The sequence below is a fragment of the Dorea hominis genome (genome assembly GCF_014287705.1).
Classification (GTDB): domain Bacteria; phylum Bacillota; class Clostridia; order Lachnospirales; family Lachnospiraceae; genus Dorea_D; species Dorea_D hominis.
On record NZ_JACOOY010000018.1, the window covers coordinates 40,194 to 56,670 of the forward strand.

Below are 16,477 nucleotides of genomic sequence, written 5' to 3' on the forward strand. Positions count from 1 at the left end.
CGGTCTTGCCTTTCTGGCAGGACCGTTTTTTTTAAGGAGGATTTATGCACATACTAAAAAAAATAAATCATCTTTCCCGGCTCGTCATGATTGCGATTACTGCACTGTTCTTAAGCGCAGGTATGATTTTATTTGCGAAGCCGGTTCACGTAATGGCAGCCACTTCAATCAGCGATAAAACCGGTCTGGAAAATTTCATTACCCAAAATGGCGGTACATACATCTCGCCGGATGATTCAACGGTAAAACTTACAAGTGATCTGACCTGCTCGGATTATCTGATCACTTATCTGACTCAGGATCTGACACTGGATCTTAACAACCATTCCATTTTATTTGAAAAAGCAAATGGATTTTCTGTGCGTGGCTCCGGAGCAGATAACCTTGCCGTTTTCCGGATTACAAATTCCGGCGAAGACATATCGAAGGCAATTATCTCTACCTCCGGTCAATATCCGAACACACAGGAGATCACTACCCTCAATGTTGCCGGGGCATTGGAACTTTCTGATATAACTATCGCCAACCAGGCAACCGGTGGTTCCGGCAATCCAATGGCAATTCAGCAGTCTGTGAAAGGCTCTGATCTTAAAATAACTGACTGTACGGTCACAAGCACAGGTTCCTGCTATTATATGCTCTACGGAAATGCAGCATTTCATAACTGCAGTGCCATTTCCTCCGGAAAATATGCAACTGTTCTTCTGGAAAACCAGGGAACACTGACACTGGATGACGGCACGTACTCGCAAACCGTCTCTGCACCTGCCGTAAAGGTAAATGGCGGCGCAATTGAAGGTGATGCCACTCTTTCCATTGAATGTGGCACTTATCAGGGTGCTCCTGCTCTTGATATTTCCGGTGAAAGAGCGGTCACAAGTATTGCATGTGGAACTTTTATTTCTACCAGCTCTGAAATCGAACCGATTCAGCTTACAAATAATGCTCCGGAGATCAAATGGGACTTTGATTCTACTAAATACGAGCTTGCGAAAAATGGTTCTACATGGAAAATTGCATCAAAACCGAAAAATCCTGCTGACAATTCAAATGACAAACCGTCAAAGCCATCTACACCGTTGAAACCTTCTACACCAGCAAAGCCGAAGGTTGTTTCTACAAAGCCGAAAATTGCGAAACTGACTCCTAAGAAGAAATCTCTTTCTGTCAAATTTGCAAAGAAGCCGTCCGGCTACTACGGCAAAGCATATCAGGTTGCCTACCGTGTAAAGGGTACAAAAAAATGGAAAACTATTACGACGGGCAAGCAGATCAAAACACTGAAATCTCTGAAAAAAGGAAAGAAATATCAGGTTCGCGTCCGTGCTTATAAAAAGGTGAGTAAAAAGACCTATTTCAGTAAATGGAGCAGCATTAAGACTTCTGGAAAAATTAAGTGATAAGGAACATCCGTTCTGTATTTCCTGTCATACTTACCTGGGAACTTAATACAGATATTATAAATGAGCCAGTGTAACATCAATTATTATACTGGCTCATTTTCGTTCTCTTTTATTTATTAAAAAATCAATTCCAAATCACCTAATCTTGTTCTGGCTTCACCCAGTTCTCGACTAAATCAATATCCCTTCACAGTGGTCTACTTCATGCTGAATGATCTGTGCGATCCAGCCAGAATATTTCTGCTTTTGTTTCTTCATATTTATATCCTGATATTCCACTTCTATTTCCTGATATCTTGTGCAGCTTCTCACTCCAGGCAGCGAAAGACATCCCTCCTCTGTGTCATATCTCCCTGATTTTTTTATGATTTTCGGATTGAACATTGCCACATTCATAAATCCCATATTCACTGCAATTATCCGTTTCTTCTCACCGATCATATTTGCAGCCATGCCAACACAGCCTTCTTCGTGTGCTTTTAAAGTATCCAGCAGATCGACTGCGATCTGTCTGTCCTTTTCTGTTGCCGGCTCTGATTTCTGACTCAAAAACACCGGATCATGCATTATCATTCGTACCATTTTTTATTCCCCGCTTTCTTAAAATTCCTCTGTAACGCTTCCATACATATTCTGATTATAATAACTTATATAATGTTGAAACCAAAACATCTATCTATTTTTTTATAAAAAGCTCGTCTTCCAGATTGGAATTGCGTTGATGACTGGTTCTTCATACGGATGCACTTCCTTGATTGCCTGAATCGTCCGCTCTACCGCTTCTGCATAGATTGTCACTTCTACTTTTTCCTCCGGCTCGCTGCTTATTTTCCCATTCTCGCCAATATACGGATCACATCCATCTAACGGTCTCCAATATCCCGTCACCTGACTTACTGACATGCAGGAATCATAATTTCCAATATGTCCGGCGTCCACTTTCTGTAACGCTTTCTGTAGTTCCAATATTTTCGTTTCCGGAATAAAAATCTCTAATTTGCAATATTTAAATTCCATAATTTTTTACCTGCTTTCCTGATTTTATTTATCACTAAATCTAAATAAAACCATAATATAAATTATTTTATGATCTGCCTATATTATTTCAAATTTTAATCCATTTCCCCGTGAATGTATTTTCCATCCTAAACCCCCCGGCAAAATTTTTGCTATTTTCAAAAAATCTATTATTTTTCCAAAACTACACTCATCTCGTGCCACTCTTCGCCGCCCCAGACAGAGTCAGATATGCCGCGGTCAATAAAGCCAAATTTTTCGTACATCTCTACTTTCGCATCCAGGCAGGTAAGAATAATCTCGCTGCGCCCTTTCGCCTGTTCTCTCTGCAAATACACGGCAACCAGTTCTCTTGCAAGTCCTTGTCTACGATATTCCGGCAAAACATCCAGTCCCAGCAGCATAATATTTTTCCCGTTCGGGTTATGTAAACCGGCGTCAGTAAAAAATTCATCCCGAAGTTTTGGCTCGTCTGTCGCAAGTCCGTTCAAAAATCCGGCAATCTTTCCATTTCCCTTATCTACTGCAACGAGAAATAGTTCCGAAATATCCCTGACCCTGTCACACATGTTTTTCTCAGAGCAGGCTTCATTTGGTGGAAAACAGATTCGTTCAATCTCTGCTGCCTGTTCCGCTTCTCCTTGTTCTATATTCCGAAATTCAAATCTTTCATAAAGTGCTTTTTTATCCATTGTTTTCCTTTCCTTCTCTTATTCATTATATAATTACACTGGCAATGTTAAATATTTCTTTCTTCTATAAGCAAAACTGTAACATCATTTACATTCGTTCCGGTCGGACCTGTTTTTATCAGTCCATCACATTTCTCCAAAGTTGCGTACGCATTATTATTACGAAGCTCGTGGTAAATATCTGTCTTATGTTTTCGCAACATTTCGCAAGTCTTTCCATCCACATAACCGCCTGCGGCATCCGTCGGACCATCAGTTCCGTCACTTCCAATGCTGAAAAGTGCTACGCCTTCCATTCCATCTAAACCGATTGCCGCCGACAGCGCCAGCTCCTGATTGCGCCCACCTTTTCCGGTACCATGTAAATGTACAACCGTCTCACCGCCTGCAATAAATGCAAGCTTATTCGTATTCTTCTGCTGCACATTTTGCTGCATATTCTGCGGAATATCTCCACACCTTTTTCCTTGCATATTACAACATTGTGTTTTCGCAATCGATGCGAGAAACGCCCCTGCTTCTTTCGCTTCGCAGTCCATCCAGTCTGTTAAAATGACCGACTCATAGCCCAGTTCCTCACAAGCCTCCTTTGCAGCTGTGCAAAGCGCACTCACACTTCCACTGATGACCGTCTCGACATTGTGCAATTCTTTCGGCGTTTCCTTTTTCAGCAGCTCCTTTATGGAATCCTTCAGCTTTAATCCATACCTGTCCGCAATCTCCAGTGTTTCCTCACAGGTACTCCGATCCGCACATGCCGGACCGGATGCAATCATATCCAGCGGATCGCCTATAATATCACTGAGCACAATCGAAAATATCTTCGCCGGTGCGACATGCTGAGCAAATCGACCGCCTTTTACCGCCGACAGGCGTTTCCGTATCGTATTCATTTCTTTAATATTTGCGCCACTGGCAAGAAGCTGCTTTGTAACATCTTCCAGCTCTTTGCCGGATACAAGCGGCTTCTCAAATAATGCCGATCCACCACCGGAAATCAGAAATAATACTACATCCTCCGGACTCAGTCCTGCCGTCATGTCAAGTATCTTCTGCGTTCCTTCAAACGAATTCTCATCCGGAACCGGATGTCCTGCTTCCAGGCATTCTACGTGCTGGATTTCTCCCTTTACATGGTCATATTTTGTCAGAACAATTCCGCCATCCAGCCGATCATCCAATATTTCTACTGCCGCCTGCGCCATCTGCCATGCAGCTTTCCCGATTGCAACAAGATATAGTTTTCCACTATCATCCACAACCGAACGGAATCTATCCCCGGTCAGAACAGCTTTTACCGCCTCATCCGGGAGAACGCTGTGGAGTGCATGACGGATGATATACTCGGATTGTTGTCTAAGTGTCATAATATTGGCTCCTCTGTCCTTGCTTTCTCTTAAATATTTTTCTATATTAAATTCGTTAATGTTCTTCAATTCATGGCTCAAAACTAACACCTCATATATTATCTTTAATTTAAATTTGTTTTTACAAATTTTGCCTCTCCAATATTATACAGGAAATTATTTATAATTAATATATCAATAGAAAAAACGTTTTTTGTTTATGTTTCTTTATAGTTATAGCATAGCAAAATAGGTATACGATAAAGCGACTTTTGTAAGCTTTAAAACAAATAAAGGTAGCAAAAAACTTGCCGCCTTTAACCTTTTACATCATTCTCAAATATAAATAGATTACATTGATTTTAGTTTCCATATACATTAACTTTACAATCTTTCTCAAACACCCACACACCCAAATTGGGTACATTTGTACTTTTAATGCCGTATTCTTTTACATCATTTTCAAACTTAATGTGGAGGAGCTTAATGTATGCTATAGTTTATATGTTTTCACATCAATTTCAAGTTCCTTTTTTTATAACCGATTACTTATCAGTTTTAGTACCATACATTTTTACATCATTTTCAAACACCAGTGGATACTGTAACTGTCGAATCTGTGTTTCAGTACCACACGTTTTTACATCATTCTCAAACATGTTATTGTGTGCCATTCCAGAACCAGTAGTTTCAGTACCATACGTTTTTACATCATTCTCAAACAGAAACATACGCTCATTTCGTGACTGCAGGTTTCAGTACCATACGTTTTTACATCATTCTCAAACTGACGCGCTGGCACGTGTTGGGATCTCAAAGTTTCAGTACCATACATTTTTACATCATTCTCAAACATACGGCAGGCGTAAAAAGAGATCAGTCAAGTTTCAGTACCATACATTTTTACATCATTCTCAAACTTGTTTTTAGGTTTGTAACCACCAAAAGGCGTTTCAGTACCATACGTTTTTACATCATTCTCAAACATACGGCAGGCGTAAAAAGAGATCAGTCAAGTTTCAGTACCATACGTTTTTACATCATTCTCAAACAGCAAGTTCATGTCCGTCTGCATCAAGTAGTTTCAGTACCATACGTTTTTACATCATTCTCAAACCATGACTCTGCTGTCGCTCGTGATGTCTGGGTTTCAGTACCATACGTTTTTACATCATTCTCAAACCCAGACGGGTACAAGTCTAATGCACTAATTGTTTCAGTACCATACGTTTTTACATCATTCTCAAACGTAGCAAAATTAGAACCATGTGTCTGAATCGTTTCAGTACCATACGTTTTTACATCATTCTCAAACAGTTGTTCACAATTGGATAACATTATACCGTTTCAGTACCATACGTTTTTACATCATTCTCAAACGCTATCGCTGCTTTTTCTTGGCATTGTACTGTTTCAGTACCATACGTTTTTACATCATTCTCAAACTCACAAAAGCCTGTGGATACCGACCACCACGTTTCAGTACCATACGTTTTTACATCATTCTCAAACTTCCCCGTACTCTTCTTTAAACATTTTCAGTTTCAGTACCATACGTTTTTACATCATTCTCAAACAGCAAGTTCATGTCCGTCTGCATCAAGTAGTTTCAGTACCATACGTTTTTACATCATTCTCAAACGGACGCGGCAGAAGAGATTATAGCGGACCGGTTTCAGTACCATACGTTTTTACATCATTCTCAAACTTAAACATACGCAACTCCTTCGTTTGGATAGTTTCAGTACCATACGTTTTTACATCATTCTCAAACATGGGATAACACCTATCAGCATTGCAGATTGTTTCAGTACCATACGTTTTTACATCATTCTCAAACGGATTTCCAATCGTGGCATGTATTGCCATGGTTTCAGTACCATACGTTTTTACATCATTCTCAAACGCATATCGGAAAAAGATTGCTTTAGCTAACGTTTCAGTACCATACGTTTTTACATCATTCTCAAACTGTAATTTTTTTCGTTACTTTCATTTTAGTGTTTCAGTACCATACGTTTTTACATCATTCTCAAACAGACCTATACACTTGGTATTGATGAATTGGTTTCAGTACCATACGTTTTTACATCATTCTCAAACCATCAGTACATCCAATGCTATTTGTGCGCCGTTTCAGTACCATACGTTTTTACATCATTCTCAAACCTGACGAGCGGGAGATTACTTCCGCTCGTCGTTTCAGTACCATACGTTTTTACATCATTCTCAAACCTCAAATTCAAAAATGAACCGCCATCATTTGCGCAAAACAAGGTACTCAAACACATTTAATAGATTTCACATTGATCTCTATCTATAATATACCTTAATCCCTCTCCCATGCAATCTTTTACACAATTTTCCACAAATATCAGTTTTACTTCCTGATGAATTGCTTCTTGGATAAGTTTTTGCATTTGCAAATCTGACAAATAGCTCCGGAGATTTACAAATACAAAAATCTTATACTTCATGACTACCGCTGCAACTTTAATATAACGAATCAGTTTTTCAAAATAATCTTCCTCTATTATTTCATGCTGTACCTGTAATGCTTTAAATATTGCCATCCAGTCAACATCTTCTGTAAATGTAAGTATATAATCTGTTTCCTGTTCTAATTCTAAAATATATTTTTGTATACTTTGTGCTATCTCTTGCGTTTTTACATACAACTTTTCAGAATAGGCAACTTGTTGCATTTCCTCATATAATTTATTCACTATCTTTTTACTGTTGATATCTATGCTGAAAATATCAAATACGATATCCATATTTTTTGATATTCCCAGTTCTTTATCGGCATCAGATAGTACATACCTTCCATCATTTCCGTCACATTGATTCTTCAGTTCATATACAAATGCCGCGAATCTTTCTGTTGCCTCAATTATCCATTCTGTATAATCAACAGTAGCATCAATGATTGCTCTGCTTAATTCCGGATGAACTAATTTCACAAAACCACTAACCTTTCATCGGTATCTAAAACCTCACTCTTTAAATCTCCAACAACAATATCCATCTTAGCATATTGCTTTTCTGTAACTGTAAGAAGCTGAATCAACCCTTCCTCTGGTTTATTCTTATGTACATTATCTACAATTGCGTTAACTGCCGTTCCATTTAAAGCTAATTTACAATATACCGATTCCTGTAACATCAGAAAGCCATTTTTAAGTAAGAATTTTCGGAATCTGGTATACGCTCTTCTATTCTCTGCTGTTAATACCGGCAGGTCAAAAAATACTAATACCCTCATAAACCTATAGCTCAAACCTGTAAAACCGAACCAGAGAACTATCATCATCATTCAAAGCATCAAATACACTTTTACAATAAATCTTTATTGCATTATTTACATACTGTATTCTTCCATCTATGGAAACTTCTTGATTCAAAATGTTAACCAGTTGCATTTTCTCATCATGCTCAAAACTATCCAATTTCATCTGTTTGACTTCACGGTCAACCAGAACACGAAACGGCTCCATCAAATCGGACGCTAAATTAAATTGATTAAACATATTATCGTGAAATAATCCCAACTGCGTAATATATCCAGTGGCAGCTATTTCTCTTGTAAATGTTGACAAGATAATAGAATACCCGTAATTTAATGCAGCATTAATATTATTGTCTTCTGTCCTTGTAAAATCCAGTCCGAATAATGCATTAAAATAAACCTTGGCAGCATGTCCTTCTCTGTTAGTTGTATCATTCCAGACTATTTCTTTTAAATAAGATGATAAAAGCTCCGCTTCTTCCTTTCCCATTATTTCTAATAATTCTTTTTGTTTCCGGATCTTTTCTGTTACTATTTCCGTCCAGACTGCCTCCTTTGTGTTCTTTCTCCAGGCAATCTGTTTTCGAATTTTATTGCTTGTATCATGACTACCATAATAACTGATTAATTCTGACGAAGGATTCTTCTTCTCATCACAGAATATCACTTTGATTTTTCTTCTCGTCAATTCTGCCAATAAACTGGTAGTCAATGATACAGCTGTTGATTCTATTAGAATTGTTGATATTTCACTTAATACTACTTTTGTTACTTCTTCACTTCGTACAACCATGTATCCCAATTGCAGATCCAGTTTTGCCCGTTTAGAAATAACAATTATACGCCAGCTCATAGTTTTAATAAATCAATCTCTTTTTCATATATTCCAGTTACAGATTGATTTATAATAGAAATTTGTTTACATTTTGTTATATTATTATTTATTTTTATTGATCCAGCCTTCGCCGGTCCTGAAATCAATGTTAAATTAGCCATCGTACTTCGACATTGGAATAAATGTAATATTTCTGCTAATACAGTACATTTATCTTCCAGACTCAGTTTTTCGAACTTCCCTTTATTGTCTATCAAGGTTGATGCCTGCAATCCAAGTCTGATTTTGTAAATTGTATTCTGTAATTTACTCACAAATACATCATACAAATGTGTAAGTTCTGCTTCGTTTATACCATCAAACGCCACAATCTTCACATTTTTATTTTCTATTTTCCGATTTATGAATTTTATAACCTTTTTTAGTATTTTAGTTTCTTCATCTGATAATAATAATTCATTTGCACCTTTAAAAATCAATTGTTTTCCTGTTCTTCCAGAAAGCCACATATAAAATCCATCTACTTTAAATAAAGTATCGATTTTTATCTTATTAATCAGAATAATCGGATTTAACAATTTTCGGTCTTTCATAATCTCGCATAAATATCCTAGTGCATTTTCTTCACTCTGTTCTATATAATCTTTTTTGTAAATCGGAACAAATTCTATCGTCCTTTGTTCATTTCCTTTTGCATCTGTAGATTTGACAAGCATAAAATATGCACCAGCCGCCTTATTATAGCCACCATATTTATTAATGTCGTGTAACCGCTCATCACTCGTTTTAACCGGAACCTGTCCTTTTCCTTTCTTCATAATCTGCTGGTCAAACAGTCCACCCTTTTCTTCATAAGATCTTCTGGTTACAAGAATATTATTTTTATTCATTACATTTCGAACAGTTTTTATCGTTCCCTTATCTCCTGCTTTCCATGCTACTTTTCCATTTCTGGAAATATCATGGATAAACATTTTCTCTAAATTATATGATCTGCCCGGATTTTCTTTTATAAACCAAACCGCATTTTTGGTAAATTTCGTATAATATGCATTTCCTACTACAATATTTAAATATGCATCTTTTGCATGATGCAAATCGTTCATATCACGCACTTTAACAAAATCATAATCCTGTCGGAATTTAGATACACTTCTGCCTTTCACATACACAATTTCTGAATCCGGCATAACTTTTTTTAATAGATCTGCAACAACTTTTGTACTCTGTCTTGTTTCAACAATCTGTCTCTCAATAAACCCAGCCAGTTCATCCGAAGTAAGTTCTGTTTTTCTGACTAAACGTTTATATTTTTCTTTTGTAATAAAATTACCATCTAACAAACTTTTCCAGAATCCACCTTGTTTTTTCTGTATATCGGAATTTATTGGATAATCATCAGATTTCTTAGAATTATATTCCTTTTTTACAAGTACGCGGTTATTTAAACTATCATCCATTGTTTTGGACTGCGGATATATATGATCAATATCATATTTCGTATTATCCCACAGATCATCAAATTCAATGCGTTCTCCAGAATACATACAGTGTCCTCTCTGAGTATAATACAAAAATAATTTATCTTTCCTAAGCTGTTGTTCTTCATGCTTTTCTAATTTCTCATATATTTCCTTTTCTTCCTCTTTACATACTTTATAGAGATCCATCAAATGTTTTTTTCTAGACTCCGTCCGTTTACTCTCCTGCGATTCTCTTGCCATTTCAACAAAAATTCTCTCCGGCTCTTTTCCCATTACTTTCTTTATTTCTTTTATCACTTGTAACGTCTGCCATATCTGACGTTTTACTGCCGGAGATACATATTGTTCCTCTACAGTTTTATACGACAATGTTGGATTATTTTGTTCCCCATTATACTCTTTGATTTGATCACTGAATTGATACTTCTTCCCTAATAACTGACTCAGGTTTTCATTTGTTTCCCATAATGCAGTTATAAGATTCCATACTTCGCCTGTTTCCGGCGCTGGTATGGTTATCTCCTCTAAAAATTTTTTTGAAAATCTTCCCCAGCCATGATAAGACAAAGCTGCTATGCTGCTTTTCTGTTTATCTGTCAGCTTTGGAAATAGTTTCCCTAATCTTTGTTTTAATAGCTTTTTATCATCTCTAAATAATACAATATTCTGTATTATCTCTTCCTTTTCACTTTGTTTTAAATCTATTCCGCTTAATTTTTCTTTAAAATCATGGTAAGCCGTCAGCGATGCCTTAAAATCTCCATCAATTCCAGTAATATCAACATCTCTTTCTGCAATTCCTTCCCTAAGCAGAAAGTTCTTTAAATCTTTTTGACGTACTTTTCTTCTTTTACAGAATACACCTTCATAAATTTTTTGCTTTAATTCTACTGATATTTCTTTTCCATCCAAGCGAACATTATTCAATTCATTCAATACCCTGTATTTACTATACAGTAATGAATCTTTCGGAAGTACATCCTCGCCAATCAAATATGTACACTTATTCGTCATTCTTTTTATAAACTTTTCTGCACTTGCCTCAACATCTATGATATCCGTAAAATTCCACGGATAAATTTTATCTTCACTCTTTCTTACAGCCCAGGTATACTTCTGTTCATTTTCTTCTTTTACTTTATTTAACGGTCCGACATAATATGGAATTCTGAAAGTAAATAGCTGTATTAATTTCTCTTTATTTTCAGCAATCACCGGGATACGAGCACTAAGGTTATCCAAAATCTTCTGTAATTCATACTTATGAATCTGGTATGGCAATACTCCATTATCTTTTGTAACCTGTCTCGGCAAAAATTGATCCGTCTCTATTTCATTTTTCAAATATGTCTTTTCTTCACTCTCTGGCAGTTTTTCCACCATTGTTTTATGCAGATATTTCAAAAAGTCTTCCCGACTGCATTGCTTCCCCTCCAATGCAGTCTTTTTACCATTCACTTTCGTCATTCCAATGTAGGCTGGATAATTGGCAAGTTTTGCATCTGATATAACAAATATTTTCTTATAAATATCTTTAGAAAAATTTTCTCTTACCACTTTCTTTAATAAGCGAAGGTCTGCTTTATGTTTTTCATATACTTTAATCTTTGCTTCGGAAATAGAAGTGCATCCATCCAGAATATCTGTTAATACAGACCAGTCATAGACAGCTTTTGCCGATGCAATAATATAAAACTGTTCTCCAAGTTCTGCCTCTACAGAATCTATATACTCATCGTATCCATTGTCAGCAAATGAGATCTTAGGTCGTTCATTTTCATCCAACTCTTCATTTGCAAAAATGTCACTCAATTTAGCTGTTCCACCAGTCAGAAGAGTAATCACCGCCTTTTCGCACTTTGTCCTGGCACCAAGTATTTTAAATGTCAATATTAAATGCGACATTTTTTTATTTTTCAACAAATGCTTATCCTATTTTTTCAATTTCTTTTTTAAACATCTTTTCCGCTGAACTCCATCCATGTATTTTACGTGGATATGTGTTGATCCAATTTTCTATATTTGCTATTTCTTCCTCTGTTTTATTATCAAAATTTACACCTTTCGGTAGATGTCTCCTTATTAACTTGTTTGTAACCTCATTAGATCCACGTTCCCAACTGCTATATGGATGACAGTAATATATCTTTGTTCTATGTTTTTTCTCATCAAAAATAGACCGCTCCATACCTGTGCAATCTGCAAACTCTGATCCATTATCTACTGTAATTGTCTTAAACACTTTTTTAAATTGTTCTCCCCATTTTCTTTCAAGCATATCCAACGCATTTACTACGGACGCAGTAGTTCCGTCAGAAATTTTGTTCACTATCTCATTTCTTGTCTTCCGTTCTGTTAATACGAGAAGACTATTGCGTGATTTTCCTCTTTTTCCTTTAACCGTATCCATTTCCCAATGACCGAATACTTCTCTGGCATCTACTTCTTCTGGTCTGTTCTCTATACTCTCTCCAGCTTCTGTTCTGGCTTGTCTTTTCAAAGTCTTCTTTTTTCTCTTTTTATTTTTCTTCACCGGTAAATCTTTATTTGTCAAGCACAGAAATATTCCTTTATTTATATAACTATATAAAGTGGTTGTACAAATCATTACGGAAAACTCACTTTCTTTATTTTCCGCTTTAATCTCACCTAATACTGCCGCTGGACTATATTTCTTATCAACTATCTTTTCTTCTATGTAATTGGCAAGTTTCATATCATTTGCTATCTTTAATCCACTACCTTTACATTTCAAGTTTTCTTCATATTTTTCCTGTGCAATATCAGGACTATAACGTTCTTCTTCTGTCAAATTTGTATTTAAAGCTACAAAACGACCTCTTTTGATTTCTCTATAAATTGTACTACGATGAACCCCAAGCATATTCGCTATTTCTATAACTGTATGACCTGCCTTAATTAATGTTTCAAGCCGAATCCTATCACGCATTGATAAATGATCAAACTTTCCCCCCATACTGTACCTCTCTCATTTCCACTATATTTTCTTACCTTATTAATTTCAGTATAACGGAAATCAATTTGTTTTTACAATATTTCCATGCAGACAACAAAAGAGCACTACTTTCGCAGTGCTCTTTTGCTTATGACAATTTAACTAATTCAATGCTGAAATTGAATTAACAACTACATTATAAAATACACTCCTAACTTTGGCAATACTTATTTAATCTTGACCTTCATTGCCATCTGCTTTTTACTGCCGTCTTTTGCAACGGCTGTAATCTTCACTGTTTTGCCTTTTCCTGCTTTCTTTGCCGTAACAACGCCTTTTGCATTGACTGTTGCATACTTCTTATTGCTGCTTACCCATCTGACCGCTTTGTAAGATTCCTTTGTTCCGGAAACTGCAACTTTTAATTTGGCTGACTTACCATTTTTAATAGTTTTCGATCCGGTAACCTTTACTTTGGTAACTACACCTTTTACAGTCTTGATCTTGTAAGTGCCATACTTTTTACTGCCATCTTTTGATATTGCTGTGATCACTACTTTTTTACCGATACCGGCTTTTTTCGTTGTAACCACACCTTTCGCATTTACTGTAGCATATTTTGTGTTACTGCTTTTCCATGTAACTGCTTTGCTTTTGGCATTTGCAGGTGTTACAGTGGCTTTTAACTGGATTTTCTTTCCTGCAGATAAGACATGGGATGTTCCGGATATAGTAACCTTCTTTACTTTTACAACCGGCTTAGTTGGTTTTACTGGTGTTGGTTTATCCGGTTCCGGATCATTAAACAATGAAAATTCTACCCATTCTGTATAAACGTCTTCATAAGATCCAGATTCCGTTTTGTACTGATAGTGTCCTCTTGCTCTATAAAAAGTCTTCTGTTTCTGATCATCCGGAGCAAATACCGTCCATCCATTCTCTTCTATCGTTTCATAATCCGTTCCATTAAGCTGCTGGATCTGTGTGCCCTGATAGGAAAGGGCGTCTTTTGTATCCCACTGGAATAATGCCTGGATATTGGATTTGATCTGTACAGAAAGCTTCAGATCAAACTTTAACATCGGGATTTCTTCCTGTTTCTTTTCATTGCAGCGTTCACAGGTATATTCCATTAAGCCTTTCTGAGTATAAGTGGCTGCTTTGATCACTTTTCCATTATCATAGGAATGTCCCAGTTTTTCGATTACATCCCCCTCAAGGAACAGCTCACCGCAATTTTTACAGTAACCGTCTCCAGTATATCCGTCTTCCGTACAGGTTGCTTCTTTCTGGTTCCGGTATTCCAGCTCTCCATGTCCGAGTTCCGGAATGACTGTATCATAGTAGTAATCACACTCTGTACACTGATATCTCATGATTCCCGGTTCTTTGCAGGTCGCTTTCTTGATCACGATCTCTTCATAAGAATCATGTAGATGTTCGTACTTCGGGATTGTCTCTTCTTTCTTTTCACCACAACGCTTACAGGTATATTCCTTAAGTCCCTCTTCCTCTTTCGTAGCTTCCTTGATCACTTTTCCTTCATCATAGGAATGACCGAGCTTATCAATTGTCTTTCCTTTACTGATCAATGCTCCACAGGTTTTACAGTAGGTATCTCCAGTATAGCCATCTTCTGTACAGGTTGCTTCTACAGCATTGAGTACTTCCGGATCATGACCGGTTGCTTTTGTCGTTTCCGTCTTTGTAGTACCGCAGACTTTACATTTAGAGGTCTTAGATCCATCTTCCGTACAGGTCGCTTTCTGCTCTTTTGTTGTAATCCAATCATGTTCTGTTAGCTTATCATTATCGATCCTTCTTGATGTTCCACCGCATCTTGTACAGGTTAAGATATGGATGGTTCCGGTTTTACAAGTTGCCGGAGTTACTGACGTTTCTTTATAATCATGTCCGTATTTTTGTATGGTTTTTGTATATGTATCACCACACCGGCTGCACGTATACTGAACTTTACCATTTACTAAGCAAGTAGTTTCCTTAAGAACAGTCTCCTTATAATCATGCCCCAACTTTTCTTTTCCCGGCTCTGTATAGGTATCATTACACCGGCTGCACGTATATTTAATATATCCATCTTTCGTACAAGTCGGCTCTACCTCTTCTTTTTGATAATCATGCCCCAGTGCCGGTCCGGTTACTACTGTATAATCAGCATTTCTACAATTCTTACATTGATAGGTTGTAATCTCGTCATGCGTACAGTCTGCTTCCTGTGTTATTTTCCCATTATTGTACTCATGGTCTTCCTCTCCGGTATATACGCAATATTCATAAAAGCAATTCTTACACTTATAAACAGTACCTGGGTAACAACCACCTTGTACTCCGCTTATTGTAAACTCATGTTTTCCATTACAGGAAGAATGCTCTTTACTATACATTTCAGATGCAATCGGATATTTGTCCTTATATTCATTAGACGATTTATAAGATCGATGAAAACTGAAATCATCTGATCCATATAAAAACTCTGCCTTTGCAGTTCCATTTACAAACGTAAAATTTTGAAAATTTGTTGGATCTGTATAATAATACGTTCCGTCTATCTTAACTAAATTCCACGCATGTCCAGAATATCCCAAAGTTCCACTATCTTCCAGTGCCAGCAGCCCTGCTTTATTCGCCATATAATAAAATAAATCCGCATAATGCATACAAACACCGGCTTTAGAATAAAAAACAAACACCGCATTACAATAATGTTCCGGATTACTATAACTTTCCTTATAAGCGATGTGTTTACCAACCCATTCCTCTACCAAAAGGCATTTTTCATAATCGGATTTTCCTTCCAAATTTAAACTGTTAATTACGTCCGTAGTTTCTTTTTGGAAGTTTTTATAGACTTCTAAGGGAGTTTGATAAGTAAATATAATCGTAGACATTCCTATATACTTGCCATCCTCATACTGATATTTAAACCCATTTGTCCATCCAACATCACTTTGTAACATATGTCCTGCATCTGGATTGCCTGTTTCCTCTTGAAAAGTACTGTTCTCTATCCTATTCTTAAATTCCTGTGAATAAGATTCATCTATTTCAGGAATCCTTTTTTCAGATTCTATTTCAACCGGAATAACAAGCCATTCTTTTTTATGATCTCTTTTTACTCCAAATTCTTTTGCAATTTCTCCGATATCATCTGCAGCCTCTTCCCAGGAATCATATGTTTTTTTACTCAATGTATATCGTATACCATCTTCATGTGTAGTAAGCGTTTCCTCATTTTCTATCGCATAATCTGCAGCTTTCACTTTACAAGGAAGTAGTAACACTCCCAGCAAAAGTGCTACTCCTGCCCCTTTTAATAACCAATTCAATTTCTTCATATTCATTGCCACCTTTTGTCATAAGCATTTATAAGAAATGCCCCGGATTACCGAGGCACTCTCCTTTGTAACTATTATTATAGTACCATAATTCATTTC

At 36.7% G+C, this 16,477-nt stretch carries 11 protein-coding genes and 1 CRISPR repeat array; of the genes, 1 reads left to right on the top strand and 10 read right to left on the bottom strand.

Annotation, left to right across the window (positions count from 1 at the left end):
- Positions 1–44: 44 nt before the first annotated feature.
- Positions 45–1,400 carry a fibronectin type III domain-containing protein gene (locus H8S07_RS12425; RefSeq protein WP_186856122.1) on the top strand — a complete coding sequence of 452 codons (1,356 nt, stop codon included), beginning with the start codon at positions 45–47 and terminating at the stop codon, positions 1,398–1,400.
- A 174-nt stretch (positions 1,401–1,574) separates the two neighbouring features.
- Here the strand turns inward: H8S07_RS12425 and H8S07_RS12430 are convergent, their stop codons facing one another.
- From H8S07_RS12430 to H8S07_RS12475, 10 genes are all read right to left on the bottom strand, one after another.
- Positions 1,575–1,985, bottom strand: coding sequence for a peptide deformylase (locus H8S07_RS12430; RefSeq protein WP_021861220.1), 411 nt, complete (start codon positions 1,983–1,985; stop codon positions 1,575–1,577).
- Positions 1,986–2,087: 102 nt separating this feature from the next.
- On the bottom strand, positions 2,088–2,420 hold the full coding sequence (cutA, locus tag H8S07_RS12435; RefSeq protein WP_186856123.1) for a divalent cation tolerance protein CutA: 333 nt from the start codon (positions 2,418–2,420) through the stop codon (positions 2,088–2,090).
- A gap of 170 nt (positions 2,421–2,590) precedes the next feature.
- Positions 2,591–3,112, bottom strand: coding sequence for a GNAT family N-acetyltransferase (locus tag H8S07_RS12440; RefSeq protein ID WP_118519583.1), 522 nt, complete (start codon positions 3,110–3,112; stop codon positions 2,591–2,593).
- A gap of 47 nt (positions 3,113–3,159) precedes the next feature.
- Positions 3,160–4,560 (bottom strand): glycerate kinase type-2 family protein, encoded by a 1,401-nt coding sequence (locus H8S07_RS12445; protein ID WP_330598583.1) that lies wholly within the window; start codon positions 4,558–4,560, stop codon positions 3,160–3,162.
- A 453-nt stretch (positions 4,561–5,013) separates the two neighbouring features.
- Positions 5,014–6,693: a CRISPR direct-repeat array (repeat unit 36 nt; unit sequence GTTTCAGTACCATACGTTTTTACATCATTCTCAAAC).
- A gap of 56 nt (positions 6,694–6,749) precedes the next feature.
- A complete protein-coding gene (gene csn2 / locus H8S07_RS12450; protein ID WP_186856124.1) occupies positions 6,750–7,421 on the bottom strand; it encodes a type II-A CRISPR-associated protein Csn2 in 672 nt (223 codons plus the stop codon).
- Positions 7,418–7,723 (bottom strand): CRISPR-associated endonuclease Cas2, encoded by a 306-nt coding sequence (cas2, locus tag H8S07_RS12455; protein WP_021861462.1) that lies wholly within the window; start codon positions 7,721–7,723, stop codon positions 7,418–7,420. Before cas2 ends, csn2 begins: the two co-directional genes overlap by 4 nt.
- 4 nt (positions 7,724–7,727) lie before the next feature.
- Positions 7,728–8,600, bottom strand: a complete 873-nt coding sequence (gene cas1 / locus H8S07_RS12460; protein ID WP_186856125.1) for a type II CRISPR-associated endonuclease Cas1 — start codon at positions 8,598–8,600, stop codon at positions 7,728–7,730.
- Complete coding sequence (gene cas9, locus H8S07_RS12465) at positions 8,597–11,986, bottom strand: type II CRISPR RNA-guided endonuclease Cas9 (RefSeq protein ID WP_243176027.1); 3,390 nt, start codon at positions 11,984–11,986, stop codon at positions 8,597–8,599. Before cas9 ends, cas1 begins: the two co-directional genes overlap by 4 nt.
- Positions 11,987–11,993: 7 nt before the next feature.
- Positions 11,994–13,043: an IS30 family transposase gene (locus H8S07_RS12470; protein WP_186856126.1), complete on the bottom strand. Its 1,050-nt coding sequence runs from the start codon at positions 13,041–13,043 to the stop codon at positions 11,994–11,996.
- Between the two features lie 206 nt (positions 13,044–13,249).
- A complete protein-coding gene (locus H8S07_RS12475; RefSeq protein WP_186856127.1) occupies positions 13,250–16,378 on the bottom strand; it encodes an Ig-like domain-containing protein in 3,129 nt (1,042 codons plus the stop codon).
- Positions 16,379–16,477 lie beyond the last annotated feature (99 nt).

Coding starts and splice junctions, on each gene's coding strand:
- H8S07_RS12440 (WP_118519583.1), bottom strand. CDS start 3,112: ATGGATAAAAAAGCACTTTATGAAAGATTTGAATTTCGGAATATAGAA.
- H8S07_RS12430 (WP_021861220.1), bottom strand. CDS start 1,985: ATGGTACGAATGATAATGCATGATCCGGTGTTTTTGAGTCAGAAATCA.
- H8S07_RS12470 (WP_186856126.1), bottom strand. CDS start 13,043: ATGGGGGGAAAGTTTGATCATTTATCAATGCGTGATAGGATTCGGCTT.
- cas2 (WP_021861462.1), bottom strand. CDS start 7,723: ATGAGGGTATTAGTATTTTTTGACCTGCCGGTATTAACAGCAGAGAAT.
- H8S07_RS12425 (WP_186856122.1), top strand. CDS start 45: ATGCACATACTAAAAAAAATAAATCATCTTTCCCGGCTCGTCATGATT.
- H8S07_RS12475 (WP_186856127.1), bottom strand. CDS start 16,378: ATGAAGAAATTGAATTGGTTATTAAAAGGGGCAGGAGTAGCACTTTTG.
- cas1 (WP_186856125.1), bottom strand. CDS start 8,600: ATGAGCTGGCGTATAATTGTTATTTCTAAACGGGCAAAACTGGATCTG.
- cutA (WP_186856123.1), bottom strand. CDS start 2,420: ATGGAATTTAAATATTGCAAATTAGAGATTTTTATTCCGGAAACGAAA.